The organism is Aliivibrio fischeri ATCC 7744 = JCM 18803 = DSM 507, assembly GCF_023983475.1.
Lineage (GTDB): Bacteria > Pseudomonadota > Gammaproteobacteria > Enterobacterales > Vibrionaceae > Aliivibrio > Aliivibrio fischeri.
This window is the reverse complement of record NZ_CP092713.1, coordinates 975,135-993,969: the sequence shown is the minus strand read 5'-3', so window position 1 is coordinate 993,969 and position 18,835 is coordinate 975,135. Positions and strand designations below refer to the sequence as shown.

Below are 18,835 nucleotides of genomic sequence, written 5' to 3'. Positions count from 1 at the left end.
ATTTAACATTTTAGCAACTCATGCGTGGACCCTGTAACCCCTATCCGATGAAACCTTTAATACATGATTGAGAAGAAGCGTACCTACACCCAATTTTCGCGCATGATTAGAGGTTCTCATTGACTTCAGTTCCGCATGATTTGAATCCAATTCCTTAATTGCTGCACAACCTAATAACTGCTCACCTTTCCAGCAGCTAAAGAACGTAATCTCGGGTACTTTTAGAGCGCTGACATCTAAAGCGTGCACACTTTCAGGAGGAGACATTGCATACATATCTTCCAGGTGTTCTTTTAATAACTGAACAACTTCACCGCCATTCAAATCATCTATTTTAATATCCATATTTAAAATTATCCCTTAATTCTCATAACGCCGCAATAACACGTTTGCTACCATGCAGACTTAGCTGAATTTTAACGCCTTAAACACCAAAACCCAAGACAAACCTAGAATGCCGAATGTAGCAAATCGTGTTGATTGCTTTGTTATGCGCGACTTGACTAATTTGAATTTTATACCATAATCACCATATTATTTGGTATTTTAAGGTTAAGGCAATGGCTAAAAACACAAGTATTACTTTAGGTGATCATTTTGAAGGCTTTATTGGCTCACAAATTCAATCAGGAAGATACGGCTCAACCAGTGAGGTTATTCGATCTGCATTACGTTTACTTGAAACACAAGAAACAAAATTGCATACATTACGTAACTCTCTTATTGAAGGAGAAGAAAGCGGGGTCGCTGATTACGATCTAGATTCATTTATTAATGAACTTGATAGCGAAAATTCAAAATGAAGCCATTCACATTAACGATTTCAGCAAAAAATGATCTTAAGGACGTAGCTATATTTACGGCTCGTCGTTGGGGAAAAGAGCAACGAAATATTTACCTTAAACAGTTTGATGATTCTTTTTGGTTGTTAGCGGAAAATCCAGATATAGGTAAAGGCTGTGATGAAATTAGGAATGGTTATCGAAAATTTCCCCAAGGTAGCCATGTAATATTTTACAAACAAACAGGTAGCCAACAAATACAGATAATTAGAATCCTGCACAAAAGCATGGACATCTCCCCTATTTTTGGCGCATAACGCCGCAATAACACGTTTATTACTACGACGACTTAGCTGAATTTTACTGCCTTAAACACCGAACCCAAAGACAAACCTACAACGCCGAATGTAATAAATCGTGTTGATTGCTTTGTTATGTGTGTGTTTCCACATCAAACGAAAACTCTCCCCAAGGTAATTCACAATCAGTTGATAAGTTAGCTATTTCAGAAAATGTTTCACTAGCTAGTCCCGCGAATTTTCTGTACGGCAAACCAGATAAGAGATTTCTTTTGGACATAGATTCAAGCATCCAAATTGTACCAATACATTCTTGGTATGCTGCTAATGCAATAAAAAAATAATTTTCTTGAAACTTTTTCAGCTTACTACGCTGTGATGGAGTTGAAGATATAAAATCTCTAACTATTGAGAGCTTATCTCTTTTAAATTGTAACCAATTCTCAAAGCCTTCTGATTGCAAGTCATGTTCAAATAAAGCAAAACGTGCCTCATCAAAGTCAAATTCATCGACAATTTCTTCAACAATACCTTTTAATTCGGAGATGTAACGATCTAAATCCATATTTTTTCCTATAAACACATAACGCCTGCATAACACGTTTGCTACCATGCAGATTAAGCTCAAATTTACCACTTAACGCGGTAAACTCAAAGAAACCTAGAATGCCGAATGTAGCAAATCGTGTTGATGCATTTGTTATATGCTACAGGCTTAGTCAGCTTGATTTAACTGCAATAAGTCCCATTTTGTACCGTATAAGTCTTTAAATACAACAACTGTGCCGTATTCTTCAACACGTGGCTCTTCAGTAAATTCTACACCTTGAGCTTTCATAAACTCATAGTCACGCCAGAAATCATTAGTTTGAAGAAATAAGAAAACACGACCGCCAGCTTGATTGCCAACTGATTTTAATTGGTCATCATTACTTGCTTGAGCCAATAGTAAATTTGTGCCCGTTGAATTAGGTGGAGATATTTGAACCCAACGTTTACCACCGCCTAAATCAGTATCTTCGACAAGTTCAAATTGTAGTTTTTTGGTATAAAATTCAATTGCATCATCATAGTTTTCAACAACTAAGGCAATATTACCAATTCTTTGTTCGATAGACTTATTCATTTATGGCTCACTATAGTTCAAAAATGGAATTCTACCCTATTTAGCTCATAAACTCATTTTTGCATATAACGCCTGCATAACACGTTTGCTACGATACAGACTTAGCTGAATTTTACTGCCTTAATCACTGAAACTAAAGGCAAACCGACAACGCCGAGTGTAGCAAATCGTGTTGATGCGATTGTTAAATGAACTCTTACTGCAAACCACGGTCATTGAGAACAAATTGGCGTAACTCGCGCTCTTCCCTCATGACGTAAAGAATATATACAATATCATCGTTAGTTACTTTGTAAAAAATACGGCATGGCGGCAATACAATTTCACGATAATCTAAATGAGGAAGCTCAGGAACACTACGGCCTGATAATGGAAAATCCTCTAAACACTCAACACGATGGAAAACTGATTGAACTAACGCCTTAGCCGCTAAGATATTATTAATAGCGATATATTCTGCAATTTCGTCCAAATCTAATAATGCTGATTCAGTCCAATTAATTACAGCCATTTATTCATCTTCTCTTTTGCGACTTCATGAGAAACTACACGATTATCTGAAATTGCTTTTTCACCGCGAGCAATACCTTCAAGAATAGCAATTCGTTTTTGCATAAACTCGTAATCATCAACATCTAACAAATAAGCCGACGGTTGACCGTGCTCTGTAATTAACACTGGTTCTTTTGAAGCATGAAGTTCAGAAAGAATCTTGGTTGCTTGACGTTTTAATGTAGTGACTAATTCAACTTTCATATTCAGTTTCCATTATCGAAAGAACAAAGTATCACTATTGTATCACTTAATTATCCATTGAGACAGTTCATTTAACGCCTGCATAACACGTTTGCTACTATGCAGATTAGGCTCAAATTTACCACTTGATACGGTAAAACCAAAGAAACCTAGAATGCCGAATGTAGCAAATCGTGTTGATGCGATTGTTATGATTCGTTTTCTCGCAACGTACTACCTATAAAATAAAAATTATATTTCTTACAAGTTCTCTCTAACTTGTCAGAATTAACTGTCTCTACAAGGCTAAAACTGTTGTGATCATTTAACTCGTTATAATTGCCGACATATTTAACTGAAGGGTTTATACGCACAATATTGAACCAAAATGAGCCATAATGCTGTGTTCTTACAACATAAAGAGTTGAATAAGGGTCTCCTTCATCTGCTCTGACTAATTGCAATGAGACACGCTGACCGTTATCCATTGCATCAAATGAATAACTATAAGCATACTCACCATTATCTGACGGCTCAATCAAAAACAAACCTGGAGCATAGTAATTTTTTGGTAACTCTTGAGGAAACAAAAAGCCATTTGACTCAAGGAAATAGCTTAAATAGAAAACAGTATTATTCATCTCTTTAGCCTTATAACTTTGTTCCCATTCAGGTAGCTCTCACCTTTTTTTGACTCCCATTTGTGCTGATCTGAATATACTTTAGGTCCACCAATAATTGGAGACCATACGACATCCTTAGAAAACTTAAATGTGCGTGTTTGATTCAGATGTCGAATCAGCCCTCGTTGATCTGCTGCCTCTGCAGCAGTCAAACTTAATATGTCGAAATCCCAGAAATCATTATCGTCAATCTGGAACTCTACAACAGTTTCACACCCATGCATTTGGACAGCCCAAGCCTTAGCTGCATAAAGAGCAGTACCCAAATAAAATCCTTGCCCAAGTTCTCCACCGCCAAGGTTTACACTTACATTCCCTTGTAAAAGATCGTCCGCATATTCATCGGACGTGCCATGATATGTTGATGTTTTATCCAAATTATTCATGTCTTCCTCATAGAATCATAACGCCTGCATAACACGTTTGCTATTATACAGACTTAGCTGAATTTTAACGCCTTAATCACTGAAACTAAAGGCAAACTGACAACGCCGAATGTAGCAAATCGTGTTGATGCGATTGTTATGGTGATTGTCTTGCACCTAACTGAAATGAGCAATATAACAATTACTTTAAACTTGCTTGGATGATTAGCAATTCAATGTCTTCGGCAGAATTATTTAATAAGCCATGAGTACCAAAACGTTTATTCACAATCATATCGCCAGCAATAACTCGTTTAGTTTCACCCTCAATAATCATTGAGCCTTCACCTTTGAGGATTATATACATTTCTTCATCATCTTCGTGAGAATGCTCCCCCATTGAACTACCTGGCGGCATAATGACACGAATAGCAAAGTCCCAAGCACCATCAAAATCTTTACGTCTAAAGGCACGGTAAATATCAATAGAGCCAACACCATCATGGCTATTGTTATCAACTTCTTTATCACAGTTGTAGAAATTACGAATCATTGCTATCCCTTTCTATTCTTGTCCAATTAATAATATTTCTTACCGCTAAGAGGTTAAATTAAAAACAGTTTACGCTCTACCAAAACCACACAGAAAATGTCACAAAAATTACCATAACGCCTGCATAACACGTTTACTACTATGCAGATCAAGCTGAATTTTACCGCCATAAACACAAAAACCAAAGACAAACCTACAACGCCGAATGTAGTAAATCGTGTTGATGCATTTGTTATGCCTGTTCTGATTTTGCCCACGAACTATTTGGGTGAACTTCATATCCTAAACTTTCTAACCTAATCCGTTCCTGTTTCAAATCTTTAATTACTTTCTTCAATGCACGATTTGATACTTTATGTTTATTCAATGTCCCATCAATTACAAATAATTTTTTAGTGCCTGAACAAAGTAAATGCCCATTTGTTATCGTGCCAACAATTGAATCATTAGGAGCAATTTCATTTGGGATACCCAAAGAACAACTAGGATAAAATAACTCTCCACGATCATCTATACCTTCAATTCCACTATAATATGCAGTTTCGCTGCCAGAGTTAGAAATAAAAATCCGAGCACACAAATAAGTACCAACACCATCCTTATTTATTTCAACACCTCGATTTATACGTATTTTTAATTTCGGCTTTCTTTGTCGAAATTGATAAATATTGACTCCAATACTCATTAACGCAACTATTGTGGAAATAATCTCATATTTACTCATAATTCCCTCAAAAGGCATAACGCCTGCATAACACGTTTGCTACCATGCAGATTAAGCCCAAATTTACCACTTAATGCGGTAAACCCAAAGAAATCTAGAATGCCGAATGTAGCAAATCGTGTTGATGCATTTGTTATAAATTAAACTTTACTAAGTTGATTATCTTTGAAGATACACTGAATTGATAGCCACTTAATTAAAGGAATTGCTAAGCTTAAATTATCTGATTCAGGCGTATAAGGTTCAAATATTGCAGTCGTTTTGCCTTTCCGAGTTTTTTTTGAATGAACAACAGCACACCTTATTGAGTACAACCAATTTGCAACATTTGTGATTAAATTATCTTTATCATCAGAATCAAAACCATTAATTGAAACACTAGACGATGATTTTATGCATTTTGTTAACTGAACTTTATATCCCCCCTCTTGTTTAGATATAAAGTCATAGATTTCACTTTCATTTGATATTAATTCAACCACACATTTTAGTTGTTCTCTTTCAATGTTAGCTTTTTTACTTAACAATAAAGGTGCTTCTTCAAAATAATATTCAAGAACATTATAAAAACCAACAAAACCCTGTAAAGGATTGCTCTCTTTTAAGCCGGAAAAATAATACGATAATAGTAATGGATTATATAACGCTGTACTTTTTATCGTCTCAACTGGAATAACCAATTCAGAAGTATGCTTATAGCTACTATCTAATGTGAAATATTCTTGATTAGGCTTAATATCTCTTGGCGTGATTGAGTAATCTAATTTTTGAGCTTGATAATAATCAAGTAGACCATCTCTACATTCAATTAACTTTATTTTCCCAAAATATCCATCACGATCTTCATCGGGTAAAACCTTTACTATGGCTTTTTTATCAATTAGTTTAGCCATTTGACTAACATAATCATCTATTATTGATTCAGAATAGTTTTCAATTAAACACCAATGACTAAAGTCAGTATTATCATCAGAATCAATAGTCTCTATATCAATAACCGATTCATCATTTGCTTTATCAAGAATCAAAGCTTCTGTACAACCTTGATCATAGTATGAATACATATGATTATTTGATACTACATATTTCATATCCGTTACTTTTGTAGAAATTCTACTACTATCATCAGTCGTGCTATAAACGAACAGATAATTATCTAATAAATACTCTATTTCTCGATCACTCATTCGATCAGAATGATTTTCAAATCTAACTTCAGCAACACATTCTAAATGCTCTAAATAATAAAAAGCTTGAGAGGTTAAAATCGGTTCACCATGAATGGTTGGATGAACAACGACACTATAGTCTAATCCATAAAAGTAAAGGATCTTAGATAAGCCTTTCGTTTTTGATAATTGACATCTTATTTTTATTGCCACAATAATACCCTTTAATTTATAACGCCTGCATAACACGTTTACTACTATACAATCATACTTGAAATTGACGCCTTAAAACGAGAAACACCCGACAACCTGAGATGCCGAGTGTAGTAAATCGTGTTGATGCAATTGTTATGTAACTTTCCAATTTTGTTAATATAACTTTAAATACTTAATAAGCTCAATTGGCTGAAATGGTTGTGTGAACTCTTGATTTATAAATTCAATTACATTTTCAGCACCAACAGAGTCCACGCCTTCAATTGTATATTTATTAGATTTATTTAAACCAAGCCAATTATCCAAAAGCTCTTTATCTCCGGTCTCTGCGGTATAACGTAAAAGAGCGTTTGAAAAACTTAATTCTTCCAATTTATAACATTGCTTACTCGCATAATCACTTGCAAATAAAATAACATCTTTCTTTTGTTGATCTGTCAAAGTACCAAACCAATTACTTTTTATTGGTTTTAATACAAAGCTTTCACGCTGCTTACTGCAAGCATCTACTTTTACATTTAAAGCTTGGTACTTATAGCTAAGATCTTTTTTTAAAAATTCAGCCCAACTTTCAGATAAGACAGAAGACGAAAATATACAACTAACAATTAATAATATAGCTTTATAATGCATTGTATACACACTCCCAAAATTTACGTTCCTCACCACTTGTGTCTAACATTGCTCTCATAGCAACATTTTCTAAGCGTTCTCTTTCAATTGGAGCAATCGCTTTTACTGCACTTTCATACAACTGCCAATCATACGTTGAAACATTATAAGAAGCAGATGCTAAAGCTACTCCTTTGTAAGAATCTCTACCTGCAAAAATTTGGAAGAAAGGAATAGCAAACAGGATCTTCTCCAACACCGAAGACATATCAGTAATGTGCTCCATTTGTTCGATATATTCTTTTGTTCTATTACTTGGTTCAAATCCTTTGATTGAACAATACTCTTGCTTGGCCATGATACCCTCCATCATTTGATACGTTTTATTCTATACCAAATTAATAGGCATCAATAGATGTCAAAATAACTGAAATTACAGTGATTTTGACCATTACCTTTTGTTACATAACGCTGGCATAACACGTTTATTACTATGCAAATCAACCTGAATTAACCGCCTTAATCACAAAACTAAAGGCAAACCCAGAACGCCGAGTGTAATAAATCGTGTTGATGCATTTGTTATATTTATGACTTTTTAGATTCGTTTAAAGTTTCACTTCCTTTATTTGACTCAGGAATAGCATGATCTAGAACCATTACAACCCGTGGCGGAGTGGCATCAAAATCAGGCTCAGGTTGAGTACTTTGTTGTTGAGTCTGTGTAGCTTGCTGTTCACTGTTATTTTCTGGCATATTTATATCCTCTTTGATTAATGTTGACACCGCTAGAAATACTAACGATATTGATAAAAGCCATACTGATATGGATATTTCACTATGAGCTTTAATTAGAAACTGTGATTTTCTTGTATTTGCTTCTCTAGCTAAGAGTAAAGCTTCTTTACAAGTAACCGTTAATCCATATTGATTTGTAGGTAAACTTTTAGCTTTATAATCAAGTAAGAATTCATCATCTAGCGGGAGTCTTGGCATATCTGTAAATTTTAAAGCTCGGAATAACAGACTCCATGATGATATAAAAGAAATATATGTAATCAATACAGCTGCGATCGTTACCCAATCTATGATATTTTTTGGTTCCAGTAACGATGAACCAGAAAATCGAATCAAAGCAGTGAACCCGACAATTAAAATAGAAAATAAGCTTATATACTTACTTGCTTTATCTTCGATATTTTTAAATCGTTGTAATTCATCATCAAATGAAGAACGGGCATAGTTGTATAAAAATTCATACTTATCATTTTTCATTTCAACATCTCAATTATCACCTGAATAAATATAACGCCTGCATAACACGTTTGCTACGATACAGATCTAGCTGAATTTTACTGCCTTAATCACTGAAACTAAAGACAAACTGACAACGCCGAGTGTAGCAAATCGTGTTGATGCATTTGTTATATTTTTATAAATTGGCAAAGAAACCACGATGCGCATTAACTTTATTCTTAATTTCTTCGAGTTCAGAATTGAACACTGCACCATCATTAAAGGCTAAAAGCTCTCCTAAACTAAGTTCTATCACTTTATTTAGTGGCTTTACTAATATAAAACACTTACCAAAACCTAATGAATCAACTAGATCCGGGCTAACACGCTCACTTTCGGTACAACTTATCAACCAATTTAACTTCCTATTTATATTAAGATTCAACGCAATGTGCCCATTAGTGGGAATTAACGAAATTGTTGTACCAAAATCCACGCCACATTCTTGCTTTAAAAAAGTATCATTTTGATTATAAGCACCTGCCCCTTTTATCTTTGGTTTTTCATCATTAGGCTTAAACCACAAAGCTTTATATAGTTCCTCAGCAGCAGAACCAACAATCGCATCTTTTCCAAAATAAACATAAGAAAGCCCAATTGCTAGTTTAGCCAAAAAACGTATATCGAAATCAATATACATTGAAACTTTATTCTTACGCTCTTGTCCATTTGAACAATTTGATTGAAAATAACTAATCCGTTTTAAATCTAACTCGTTGGGTTCAGAAAACTCTATAGTTTTAGGATCTGCACCATCAACAATTGTACACATTATTTTATCTACTTTTTTACCGATAAATACGTCCTTAAATGCATTCCATGATATTTCAGGAGCTTTTAAAGTGCGATTCGAAAACATAAAGTACGCTTTAGAGCGTATTTTCTTTACAGTTCTAGGATTTCCCCCTGTATACCAGTATTTCTGATCATCATGTGGTCGAACCCAAAAAACTTGTTCGCCTAAAGGCCCTAACCAATATTCACAAACCTCATCAGCTTTCATATCTGGTGGGGAAAGATCACAAATTCCCATACATCGAAAAGGTAAACCATTAGTTAGCTTTGGATCGAACAATGAATATGCGACTTCACTCAGTTGATTAAAAACCATAAAATCTTTTTCAAATGCGGCATCTACAAACAGCCCAAGGTTGCTATTACAATCGATACAGACATCTCTAGTTTTTAAACTATCTGGAGCTTGCGAGCCACCTAAAAATTGCGGAATAACATGCTCTAAACTAAACTTCTTAATTTCTTTTTTCTGTCGACAATAAATACAAGTTTTCATAAAACCTCGAAAAAAATATAACGCCTGCATAACACGTTTACTACTATGCAATAATACTTAAAATTGACGCCCTAAAACGATAAACACCCGACAACCTGAGATGCCGAGTGTAGTAAATCGTGTTGATGCATTTGTTATGAGTAAATTACAACTTCAGTCCTTTTCTGTACATTAAAACGGAACAAAATGAGAGCCATAACACTTCTATTATTACAATAATGCCCAAAAACAAACTAAACTTTAAAGCAAATATATATGCAGCGATTAGGCATCCATAAAGTATCGTCGAAGAAAAAATCCCACTCAATACACCAACATGCTGAAAGTCATAATTATCATCTTTGCCATAACCCATAACTGCGGGCATGAATACACAATTTAATATAAACACAGGTAACGATAATGACGAAGCAAGCAATACAAATTTAATCCCATCTAATTCAAGAAAAAGTTCGGGAAGAAAAAGGTAAATAATTAGAACACCAGGAGCAATTACCGATAAAAAAAGAACCAATAATGTTGTTGTGAATAATCCATCTATACTTTTCAAATCTGAAACTATTGTCATTTTTATACATTTCTCCATTTTACTCATAACGCCTGCATAACACGTTTGCTGCCATGCAGATTAAGCTCAAATTTACCACTCAACACGGTAAACTCAAAGAAATCCAGAATGCCGAATGTAGCAAATCGTGTTGATGCATTTGTTATATCAATATTGAATCGCGTCCAGAGCCTTTTTAACATCAAAAGTATCCCCAAAAATACCGGAGTTACTTAACCTAACAACGTTATTTAAAAATGACTCATCAACAATTAACTTGTGATTTTCTATCAATGTGTTTTCCTTAAAAGCTAACCAATTAGATAAAGGGACTATATCACCTTCAAGCTTATACTTTAGGTACAATTGATATACATATTCTTTTTCTTCAGCATTTACACATTTATGCATTAAATGATCTTTAATTAAGAGTAAAGCTACCTTTCTTGAGTTATCATCTAATGATCTTAGCCATGAGTCATTAATTTTTGTAACCGTAGCTTCAGGCAAAGAAATACATTGCTGCATTTTTTTCTCAAAAACATGTTGAGCGTCACCTACACTAGCATAGGCGCTAGTGGCAAAAAATAACAAAAAAATACTAACGGGTAGCTTCATAAACACACTCCCAAAACTTAGCTTCATTACCATTAGAAAAAATTCTTGCTTCATCTGCAATCTTATTTACTTCATGCTTAGTCACAGCATGTGAAGACAACAAAACATGATTAAATACTTCCCAATCATGTTCATAAATTTTCTTTAGTTGTTTTCCTGTCGATACTCTTCCAGTAAAGATCTCAATAAGTTGAGTTGAAGCAACTGAAGTTGCTAACAGATTTCCTAGTTCAACTTTACTATTAACTCGATCTAAATACCCTTTCATTTTCGATGACACTTTAATTTCATCGACCTTACAAAACCTTAAAACTGACATTATATTCCTTTATTGTTAATATATTTTGCGATTGATACTACCTTGAATCTTGAATTTTAGCACGCCTAAAAGAGTAGTCATTATGAGCTTTTCACCAGTGCTTTTATTGATATAACGCTTGCATAACACGTTTATTACTATGCCAAACAACTTGAATTTTACCGCCTTAATCACAAAACCCAAGGCAAACCCAGAACGCCGAGTGTAATAAATCGTGTTGATGCGATTGTTGTGCGTGCTTACTTTTGACTTGGCCTACTTGGTAAAGAACTGCCTGGCCAACATTTTCTAAGCCCTGATTCTAATTTACCGATACCGATTAAGCGAACAAAATGTTCTTAAATTGCGAGATGAAGTAAATGGAAAACAGATACATTTCTTACACCATTTGTACGGCTTAGTTTCAGCAGATTTGGAACTGATAAACCAAATATCCTAACCACAATTGGGATTAAAAATGTGGCGAGGAAAACACGGATGCAGGCTAAAATGAGGCAACACCAAAGAACCATTGAAGCGTAAAAATGCCTCTGAAACGCCTGAACTTAGGGAAATAAGGGCTAATTTGCCGAACTTGATGAAACGGAAACCAAAAGGCAACAAAGAAGAAATTCACGCTTACTAAGCCGAAACTACGAAAGTCTCGGATCTATTGATGAACCGTGCAAAAAATTTCGGACTCAGTACGCACAACGCCGCAATAACACGTGCGAAAGACCGACTTCCCAAACCAATTATACTCCAAACCGCGAATGCCGAATGTAAATAGCATCGTGTTGATTGCTTTGTTATACGAGCCTTGCTTTCGCTCCGTTTAAATTGGTAAAGAACTGATTTACCAAGATTTACTGTAAACTGAGTTTAATTAGACTGGTTCAATTAAGCGAGCAAAATATCATTTCAACGGCAATAACTGTGAAACGAAGCAATCCCTTTTTCTTACACCATTTGTACGGCTTGGTTTCAGCAGGTTTTGAGCTAATAAACCAAATATCCTAACCACAATTGGGATTGAAAATGCTGAGAGGAAAACACTGATGCAGGCTAAAATGAGGCATAACCAAAGAACAATTGAAGCGTAAATTAGTCGCTGAAACGCCTGAATTTAGAGCAATAATAGTTCAATGCCGAACCTGATGAAATGAACACCAAAAGGCAACAAAGAAAAAGGAACCCCCCCCTACTTTCGCGCCTAAAAAACTAATGGTTCAATCGCTGAACTGAACCAAAAAACTGCATTCTCAGAGTTCGTATAACGCCGCCATAACACGTTTATTACGATGACGACTTACTTGAATTTTAACGCCTTAAACACCGAAACTAAAGACAAACCTACAATGCCGAATGTAATAAATCGTGTTGATGGCTTTGTTATAAGCAGAATTCAATGCTAAAGAAATCAGTTAGTTGATGATTGTGATTAGGTTTCCAATACTGCCAACCATTCTTTTGATAAAAGCTAACTGCCCGTTTATTTTCTCGGCTAACTGATAATACCGCACCGTTACAACCCATTAATTTCAATTGCTCGATTAGGAATTTATGGATGGTTTCAGAAAGACCTAAACCTCGATAATTTGGAACTAAATAAATCAGGTGAATGTACCCAAAACCTGCAATTTCAGAATGAGACTTAAACTCCAGTTGCCCTATCAATTCATCGCCAGACCATAAATGGAAATAACCCCATTCAGGCGAGCCAAGTCTAGAAAGTAGTTTGGTATAATAAACCTCACCATTTTGACCAATCGTTTCGAGGTAGCCTTCAGAAGTACCAAAACTACAAAAATAAGAGTCTTCACGAAACTGAACACAGTCTGTAAAATTGGCATCTAAATCTATTGGTTCAAACCGACAATCCATTGTAACCCCTTGAACTAAAAAAAGCTTATAACGCTGGCATAACACGTTTATTACTATGCAAACCAACCTGAATTAACCGCCTTAATCACAAAACCTAAGACAAACCCAGAACGCCGAATGTAATAAATCGTGTTGATGCGATTGTTGTGCGTGCTTACTTTCGGCTTGGCCTACTTGGTAAAGAACTGCCCTGCCAAGATTTTCTAAGCCCTGATTCTAATTTACCGGTAGTAATTAAGCGAACAAAATGTTCTTAAATTGCGAGATAAAATGAATGGAAAACAAATATACTTTTCACGCCATTTGAACGACTTGGTTTCAGCAGATGTGGAACTGATAAACCAAATAGCCTTGCCACAATTGGGATTGAAAATGCTGCGAAGAAAACACGGATGCAAACTAAAATGAGGCATAACCAAAGAACAATTGAAGCGTAAATTAGCTTCTGAAACGCCTGAACTTAGGGAAATAAGGGCTAATTTGCCGAACCTGATAATAACGGAAACCAAAAGGCAACAAAGAAGAAATTTACGCTTACTAAGCCAAAACTACGAAAGCCGCGATCCTATTGATGAACCGTACAAAAAATTTCGGACTCAGTACGCACAACGCCTGCATAACACGTTTGCTACTATGCAGATTAAGCTCAAATTTACCACTTAATACGGCAAACTCAAAGAAACCTAGAATGCCGAATGTAGCAAATCGTGTTGATGCATTTGTTATAAGCACATTCTCACACGGTTCATATGAACAAATTGAGCATCTTCGGATGTTACTTGGAAACCAAATTTACGATATAAACCGCCTACCCGATTACCTTGCAAATAACACAATTTCACTGGTTTATTTTCACTATCAGCAAACTCTAAACATTGACTTAAAATCTGACTTCCTATGCCTTTTCCGTGAAAACTTGGTAATAAAAAGAAACGGCAAAAATAGAAATGATCACCTTTGTTTTGAAGCAAATAGCTACCTACTGCGTCACCTGATATTTCAATAATGGTTGGCTTTTCTTCATCCCATTCATCTTGATGCATTTCACGTTGGATTTTATCGTCCCAACCAAATACAGCCTTAATTGGCTCAAATTCAGCTGCCTTTTTAAGTTCAAATAAGAACTCAAAATCACTATCTTTCGCTGAACGCGTAGAAAATTTCAAACCTTTACCTCTGGCTCAAATAACCTTAATAAATCGGTGCTTATAACGCTGGCATAACACGTTTATTACTATACAAACCAACCTGAATTAACCGCCCTAATCACAAAACCCAAGACAAACCCAGAACGCCGAGTGTAATAAATCGTGTTGATGCGATTGTTGTGCGTGCTTACTTTCGGCTTGGCTAGCTTGGTAAAGAACTGCCCCGCAAAAATTGTCTAAGCCCTGATTCTAATTCACCGATGGTAATTAAGCGAACAAAATGAACATAAAACTAGAAATAATGTGAAGAAAAACAAATACATTTACAACGCCATTTGAACGGCTTGGTTTCAGCTAGTTTGGAACTAAAAAACCAAATATCCTAACCACAATTGGGATTGAAAATGCGGCGAGGAAAACACGGATTCAGGCTAAAATGAGGCAACACAAAGAACCATTGAAGCGTAAAAATGCCTCTGAAACGCATGAATTTAGGCCGACAATACTTAATTGCCGAACCTGATAAAACGAACACTAAAAGGCAACAAAGAAGAGGAGTTGCGATAACTAAATAGCGTTTACAAAAGTCTCGTTTCCATTGAGGAACCGTGCAAAAAATTTCGGACTCAGTACGCACAACGCCTGCATAACACGTTTGCTACCATGCAGACTTAGCTGAATTTTACTGCCTTAATCACTGAAATTAAAGATAAACTGACAATGCCGAATGTAGTAAATCGTGTTGATGCATTTGTTATGTTTACTCTATCGATTTTATTAAAGAAATCGTAGCGTCAGCATACCTATTAGAATCAAGTAAATCGTATTTTCTTCCTATAGTTCCAGAAGCTATTTTAACAATAGTTTTAATATCTTCGATTAAAAGCTTAATTTGATCAGGAGTGATCTCATTTTCATTATAAATTTGCTCAACTGTCTTATGTGTTTTTCGATGCCCTATTGATTGATCTCGTATTCCCTTGATTGAGATAATGTAATTCTTATTTCTATTTAAAATAAAATCTATTTTATAAACCGCTCCATCCTTACCATTTTCCAAAAGCGATTTTTTCAAAGAGCGCATTCCAGAAAGGTCTTCCGCACGATCAAATATTTTTGATAAATTAAGGAATATACTCTGTAAAAAAATAGGAATTGACGCATGAAAAAAATCAACATGAGCAAGCTTATCTAACGCATTTTTATGTTGTGACATTCCTTCTCCAACTATAGTCCACCAAAGTTGGTAACTCGCTTCAGCTTTAAGTAGTGAATCTTCGATATCCATTAGTGTTTTTTCAATTTTGCTCATAACCTTCCCGTAAACATAACGCCTGCATAACACGTTTGCTACCATGCAGATTAAGCTTAAATTTACCACTTAATACGGTAAACCAAAAGAAACCTAGAATGCCGAATGTAGCAAATCGTGTTGATGCATTTGTTACATGCGACTCAAAGAATGAGCAGAAACTCTATCTTTAGCCAATTCAATAACTGCATGACCTAATTGAACCAAAGTACCAAAACTTGGTGTCGTTTCAGGTTTTAATGAACGATAAGCACTCGTTCTACTTTTAATTCCTGCACGCTCAATTACAACACTGTGGCCAAATTGTTCAACATAAGAACGAATAGCCGCTTGCAAAATGTCAGCTCGACCTTCTTGCATTGAATCCCATGAAGCCTGCTTTATTACCATTTCCATTTCTTTAACGTCAAAAGGCGTTAAATCAGATTCAGTATAACTACCAACCGTGATTTCTTTTAACGTTGCCGCTGATAATTCAACACCACTCCAATCAAGAGAGCCATCAGCAGTTAATGCAAACTTTTGAAAATTAGTCACATGCCTAAATGCTTCTTTTTGGAAATACTCAGTTAAGTTAGCTTCACCGGTATAACCGTCACTAAAAGTAAGCTCAAGTGTAAAATCAGCTACCAAATCAACATCAATTACTTTCAACATACGTCACCTATAATTTACCCGGATTAATACCAGCAACTGCTTGTTTCCACATTGCCATCAATTTTACTCGATTGCTTTCAATGTGAGCTTCTGCTCGTTTTCGTTGCTTATTTGGTAAATAACCCTCTAAGCACTCTCCTGTTTCAATTGCTATGATTAGCTCATAGCTACCATATTTGACATGAATATGAGGCAATTTATGCTGCTTGTTGTCGAAAAAATACAGACAAAATGAAAGCCCAAGCAATGCATCTATCTCTGGCATAGCAACCTCTAATTATCAAATCTGGTTAAACTATAGCACCGTATCTCAAAAGAGACAACCTTAGCATGTAACGCCTGCATAACACGTTTACTACTATGCGATTATACTTAATATTGACGCCCTAAAACGAGAAACACCCGACAATCTGAGATGCCGAGTGTAGTAAATCGTGTTGATGCATTTGTTAGGTGAAATTAATCGAAGCCTGAAAATCGTTCATCGCCAGACACTAGAACTATTGTTTTTTTATTCTTTCTAGCTAATTTAGCTCTGGCAATTCTAGCTTGCAATCTAGGTTGTATATAATCTCGATCAATAGAGGATTGAATATAATCTCGATTAATAGAAGACTGAATAAATGCAGCTCTGTAAAAATCAGCGAGTGTAGTATGAACATCATATACATTTGTTCCGATTTTCATAGTATGCATAATTGTTATCTGTCTACGAATCGCTAATACTTTCACAGATTGTACTGTTGTATCACGTTTACATAATAAATTAGCATATAACATAAGCAGCTCCGCATTCTTTATCTTCATACCTTAGTGTTACTCTTGATACAGGAAAATGCAAGTTAATTCCTAGATTACCATTCATCGCTTTTTTATAAATTGAATCCACATTTTCAGATATAGGTAGTGCTATATATGGAAATGCACCAATCTCAGATCTATGCCTTTTAATTATTTCATTAACTGCACCAATCACATTGATAATCTCCTGCTTATTGAGTCGCTTCTCTCTATCATAAGTTTGAGGACGTTTATTCAAAACTTGGCTTTCAGGTGTGAACTTAATGCCTCTTGGCATATTAAATTGCCCCCAATCAAATACAGGCCAACCATGATCGTATGTATTTTGTAACTCTTCTAATTTCAAAACCTCTTCACTTTTTAATGTATTACAATCTAAACAACCACAAACAGGATAACAACGCTGTCGGTTACAGACATGATTAGGAACTAACTCATCCAAAAAAGCCCAAAATTTATGTGTTCTTTTTTTGGTAAAATTAATTATTTCAAATTCAACTGACTCATAAAATGGATCTGAACATCTAGGAGATTCCTCACGAATAATTTCATATACCCGAAAAGTAACTGTATCTTCAACTTTTGACAACTATTAACCCTCTTAATTTTCACCTAACGCCTGCATAACACGTTTGCTACCATACAGACCTAGCTGAATTTTAACGCCTTAATCACTGAAATTAAAGGCAAACTGATAACGCCGAGTGTAGCAAATCGTGTTGATGCATTTGTTATGTGCTTATACAAGGTCACATTTTTTAGCTTCATCTAACAACTTTTTCAAACTAGTTAGTAAATGACCAACGCTATTAACCACCAATTTTTTGTCCAGTAAATGTATACGTCTCATACGTTCTTTATGAGCATCAATCAATGGTAAATCAATCGATTCAACATCAAATTTAAATTCGTTAGATACTCCTACCGATGCTAACTTAGAATTTGGTGAACGCTCTAATTGATCTTTTGCCCAACTTTTAAATCCAGTGGAAGTTATAAAATTTGGTTTGCGATTATTTCCAGTATTCACTTCCATGTAAACTTGCTTGTCATAAAAAGTAATTACATTTAATGTTGATGGTTCATAAATATCTATTATTTTCATATTGAGATCTTATTGTTTTAGATAACTTTTCAATTAAAAAACTATTTTTGCACATAACGCCTGCATAACACGTTTGCTACCATGCAGATTAAGCTTAAATTTACCACTTAATACGGTAAGCTCAAAGAAACCTAGAATGCCGAATGTAGCAAATCGTGTTGATGCATTTGTTATGTGTTTGAACTCATTGTGTATTCCATGCGCCCAGTATGCTCACACACTTGCTCACTGATTACAGTAAAACCTTGAGATAAATAAAATTGATAGCTTGCCACATTCTCAGAATATACATTTAGAGTAAGCATTGGGCATTGCTCTTTGGCATGGGAAATTAACTGCTTACCAACCCCTTTACCTTGATACTCTGGTGATACAAAAATTGCAGCTAACATATTTTCATATAAAGAATAGAATCCAACAACTTTTGAGTCTACCTTGACCACATAAGTTTTAGATGCAGGAATGTAAATATCACGCATATTATCAACTTGTGATACCCAAAATTCAGCAGATACGAAATCATGCGCTTTAATTGAGGAGTTAAGCCAAATATCTAAAACTGCATTGATATCTTGCGGAGTATATTGTCGTATCATTTCACTCTTAACCTTCTG

At 35.1% G+C, this 18,835-nt stretch carries 26 protein-coding genes and 2 pseudogenes; 2 read left to right on the top strand and 26 right to left on the bottom strand.

Going from position 1 to position 18,835, the window contains the following annotated elements:
• Positions 1-30: 30 nt before the first annotated feature.
• Positions 31-345: pseudogene (locus AVFI_RS17905) on the bottom strand (GNAT family N-acetyltransferase); the annotation flags it as partial.
• 215 nt (positions 346-560) lie between these two features.
• Between AVFI_RS17905 and AVFI_RS17900 the strand changes: the two are divergent.
• Both AVFI_RS17900 and AVFI_RS17895 read left to right on the top strand, forming a co-directional pair.
• Complete coding sequence (locus tag AVFI_RS17900) at positions 561-803, top strand: type II toxin-antitoxin system ParD family antitoxin (protein ID WP_054776237.1); 243 nt, start codon at positions 561-563, stop codon at positions 801-803.
• Positions 800-1,099 carry a type II toxin-antitoxin system RelE/ParE family toxin gene (locus AVFI_RS17895; protein ID WP_017019248.1) on the top strand — a complete coding sequence of 100 codons (300 nt, stop codon included), beginning with the start codon at positions 800-802 and terminating at the stop codon, positions 1,097-1,099. The genes AVFI_RS17900 and AVFI_RS17895 overlap by 4 nt, the downstream gene beginning before the upstream one ends.
• Positions 1,100-1,214: 115 nt before the next feature.
• Here the strand turns inward: AVFI_RS17895 and AVFI_RS17890 are convergent, their stop codons facing one another.
• The 25 genes and pseudogenes from AVFI_RS17890 to AVFI_RS17770 all read right to left on the bottom strand — a co-directional run bounded on the left by AVFI_RS17890 (position 1,215) and on the right by AVFI_RS17770 (position 18,817).
• Positions 1,215-1,646 carry a hypothetical protein gene (locus tag AVFI_RS17890; protein WP_054776238.1) on the bottom strand — a complete coding sequence of 144 codons (432 nt, stop codon included), beginning with the start codon at positions 1,644-1,646 and terminating at the stop codon, positions 1,215-1,217.
• Between the two features lie 150 nt (positions 1,647-1,796).
• Positions 1,797-2,207 (bottom strand): VOC family protein, encoded by a 411-nt coding sequence (locus AVFI_RS17885; RefSeq protein ID WP_188863935.1) that lies wholly within the window; start codon positions 2,205-2,207, stop codon positions 1,797-1,799.
• A 196-nt stretch (positions 2,208-2,403) separates the two neighbouring features.
• Positions 2,404-2,718 carry a type II toxin-antitoxin system RelE/ParE family toxin gene (locus AVFI_RS17880; protein WP_188863934.1) on the bottom strand — a complete coding sequence of 105 codons (315 nt, stop codon included), beginning with the start codon at positions 2,716-2,718 and terminating at the stop codon, positions 2,404-2,406.
• Positions 2,709-2,963, bottom strand: a complete 255-nt coding sequence (locus tag AVFI_RS17875; RefSeq protein ID WP_012551865.1) for a type II toxin-antitoxin system Phd/YefM family antitoxin — start codon at positions 2,961-2,963, stop codon at positions 2,709-2,711. Before AVFI_RS17875 ends, AVFI_RS17880 begins: the two co-directional genes overlap by 10 nt.
• 188 nt (positions 2,964-3,151) lie before the next feature.
• Positions 3,152-3,583: a hypothetical protein gene (locus AVFI_RS17870; RefSeq protein ID WP_188863933.1), complete on the bottom strand. Its 432-nt coding sequence runs from the start codon at positions 3,581-3,583 to the stop codon at positions 3,152-3,154.
• Positions 3,580-4,011: a hypothetical protein gene (locus AVFI_RS17865; RefSeq protein ID WP_054776240.1), complete on the bottom strand. Its 432-nt coding sequence runs from the start codon at positions 4,009-4,011 to the stop codon at positions 3,580-3,582. Before AVFI_RS17865 ends, AVFI_RS17870 begins: the two co-directional genes overlap by 4 nt.
• A 181-nt stretch (positions 4,012-4,192) precedes the next feature.
• Positions 4,193-4,543 (bottom strand): cupin domain-containing protein, encoded by a 351-nt coding sequence (locus AVFI_RS17860; RefSeq protein WP_054776241.1) that lies wholly within the window; start codon positions 4,541-4,543, stop codon positions 4,193-4,195.
• Between the two features lie 232 nt (positions 4,544-4,775).
• Complete coding sequence (locus tag AVFI_RS17855; protein ID WP_188863932.1) at positions 4,776-5,267, bottom strand: peptidase T; 492 nt, start codon at positions 5,265-5,267, stop codon at positions 4,776-4,778.
• A gap of 140 nt (positions 5,268-5,407) precedes the next feature.
• Complete coding sequence (locus AVFI_RS17850; protein WP_188863931.1) at positions 5,408-6,649, bottom strand: hypothetical protein; 1,242 nt, start codon at positions 6,647-6,649, stop codon at positions 5,408-5,410.
• Positions 6,650-6,805: 156 nt separating this feature from the next.
• On the bottom strand, positions 6,806-7,285 hold the full coding sequence (locus AVFI_RS17845) for a hypothetical protein (RefSeq protein WP_054776245.1): 480 nt from the start codon (positions 7,283-7,285) through the stop codon (positions 6,806-6,808).
• Positions 7,275-7,622, bottom strand: a complete 348-nt coding sequence (locus AVFI_RS17840; protein ID WP_054776246.1) for a hypothetical protein — start codon at positions 7,620-7,622, stop codon at positions 7,275-7,277. Before AVFI_RS17840 ends, AVFI_RS17845 begins: the two co-directional genes overlap by 11 nt.
• Before the next feature lie 230 nt (positions 7,623-7,852).
• Positions 7,853-8,539, bottom strand: coding sequence for a hypothetical protein (locus AVFI_RS17835; RefSeq protein WP_188863930.1), 687 nt, complete (start codon positions 8,537-8,539; stop codon positions 7,853-7,855).
• A 157-nt stretch (positions 8,540-8,696) separates the two neighbouring features.
• Positions 8,697-9,851: an HNH endonuclease gene (locus tag AVFI_RS17830; RefSeq protein WP_188863929.1), complete on the bottom strand. Its 1,155-nt coding sequence runs from the start codon at positions 9,849-9,851 to the stop codon at positions 8,697-8,699.
• A 145-nt stretch (positions 9,852-9,996) separates the two neighbouring features.
• Positions 9,997-10,446, bottom strand: coding sequence for a hypothetical protein (locus AVFI_RS17825; protein ID WP_188863928.1), 450 nt, complete (start codon positions 10,444-10,446; stop codon positions 9,997-9,999).
• 120 nt (positions 10,447-10,566) lie between these two features.
• A complete protein-coding gene (locus AVFI_RS17820) occupies positions 10,567-11,016 on the bottom strand; it encodes a hypothetical protein (RefSeq protein ID WP_188863927.1) in 450 nt (149 codons plus the stop codon).
• Positions 11,000-11,335: a hypothetical protein gene (locus tag AVFI_RS17815; RefSeq protein ID WP_054776253.1), complete on the bottom strand. Its 336-nt coding sequence runs from the start codon at positions 11,333-11,335 to the stop codon at positions 11,000-11,002. Before AVFI_RS17815 ends, AVFI_RS17820 begins: the two co-directional genes overlap by 17 nt.
• Before the next feature lie 1,371 nt (positions 11,336-12,706).
• The gene (locus AVFI_RS17810; RefSeq protein WP_054776359.1) at positions 12,707-13,198 is read right to left on the bottom strand and encodes a GNAT family N-acetyltransferase; all 492 of its coding nucleotides are present in this window, start codon (positions 13,196-13,198) and stop codon (positions 12,707-12,709) included.
• A 722-nt stretch (positions 13,199-13,920) separates the two neighbouring features.
• Positions 13,921-14,364, bottom strand: coding sequence for a GNAT family N-acetyltransferase (locus tag AVFI_RS17805; protein ID WP_054776380.1), 444 nt, complete (start codon positions 14,362-14,364; stop codon positions 13,921-13,923).
• A gap of 742 nt (positions 14,365-15,106) precedes the next feature.
• Positions 15,107-15,658 (bottom strand): AbiU2 domain-containing protein, encoded by a 552-nt coding sequence (locus AVFI_RS17800; RefSeq protein WP_188864027.1) that lies wholly within the window; start codon positions 15,656-15,658, stop codon positions 15,107-15,109.
• Positions 15,659-15,790: 132 nt separating this feature from the next.
• A complete protein-coding gene (dhiA, locus tag AVFI_RS17795; protein WP_054776368.1) occupies positions 15,791-16,315 on the bottom strand; it encodes a type II toxin-antitoxin system antitoxin DhiA in 525 nt (174 codons plus the stop codon).
• Positions 16,309-16,580: pseudogene (dhiT, locus tag AVFI_RS17790) on the bottom strand (type II toxin-antitoxin system toxin DhiT). Before dhiT ends, dhiA begins: the two are co-directional and overlap by 7 nt.
• Positions 16,581-16,774: 194 nt before the next feature.
• Positions 16,775-17,095 (bottom strand): hypothetical protein, encoded by a 321-nt coding sequence (locus AVFI_RS17785; RefSeq protein ID WP_199414941.1) that lies wholly within the window; start codon positions 17,093-17,095, stop codon positions 16,775-16,777.
• Positions 17,082-17,705, bottom strand: coding sequence for a hypothetical protein (locus AVFI_RS17780; RefSeq protein WP_199414940.1), 624 nt, complete (start codon positions 17,703-17,705; stop codon positions 17,082-17,084). Before AVFI_RS17780 ends, AVFI_RS17785 begins: the two co-directional genes overlap by 14 nt.
• Before the next feature lie 150 nt (positions 17,706-17,855).
• Complete coding sequence (locus AVFI_RS17775; RefSeq protein WP_188864037.1) at positions 17,856-18,221, bottom strand: hypothetical protein; 366 nt, start codon at positions 18,219-18,221, stop codon at positions 17,856-17,858.
• A 170-nt stretch (positions 18,222-18,391) separates the two neighbouring features.
• Positions 18,392-18,817 (bottom strand): N-acetyltransferase, encoded by a 426-nt coding sequence (locus AVFI_RS17770; protein ID WP_054776378.1) that lies wholly within the window; start codon positions 18,815-18,817, stop codon positions 18,392-18,394.
• Positions 18,818-18,835 lie beyond the last annotated feature (18 nt).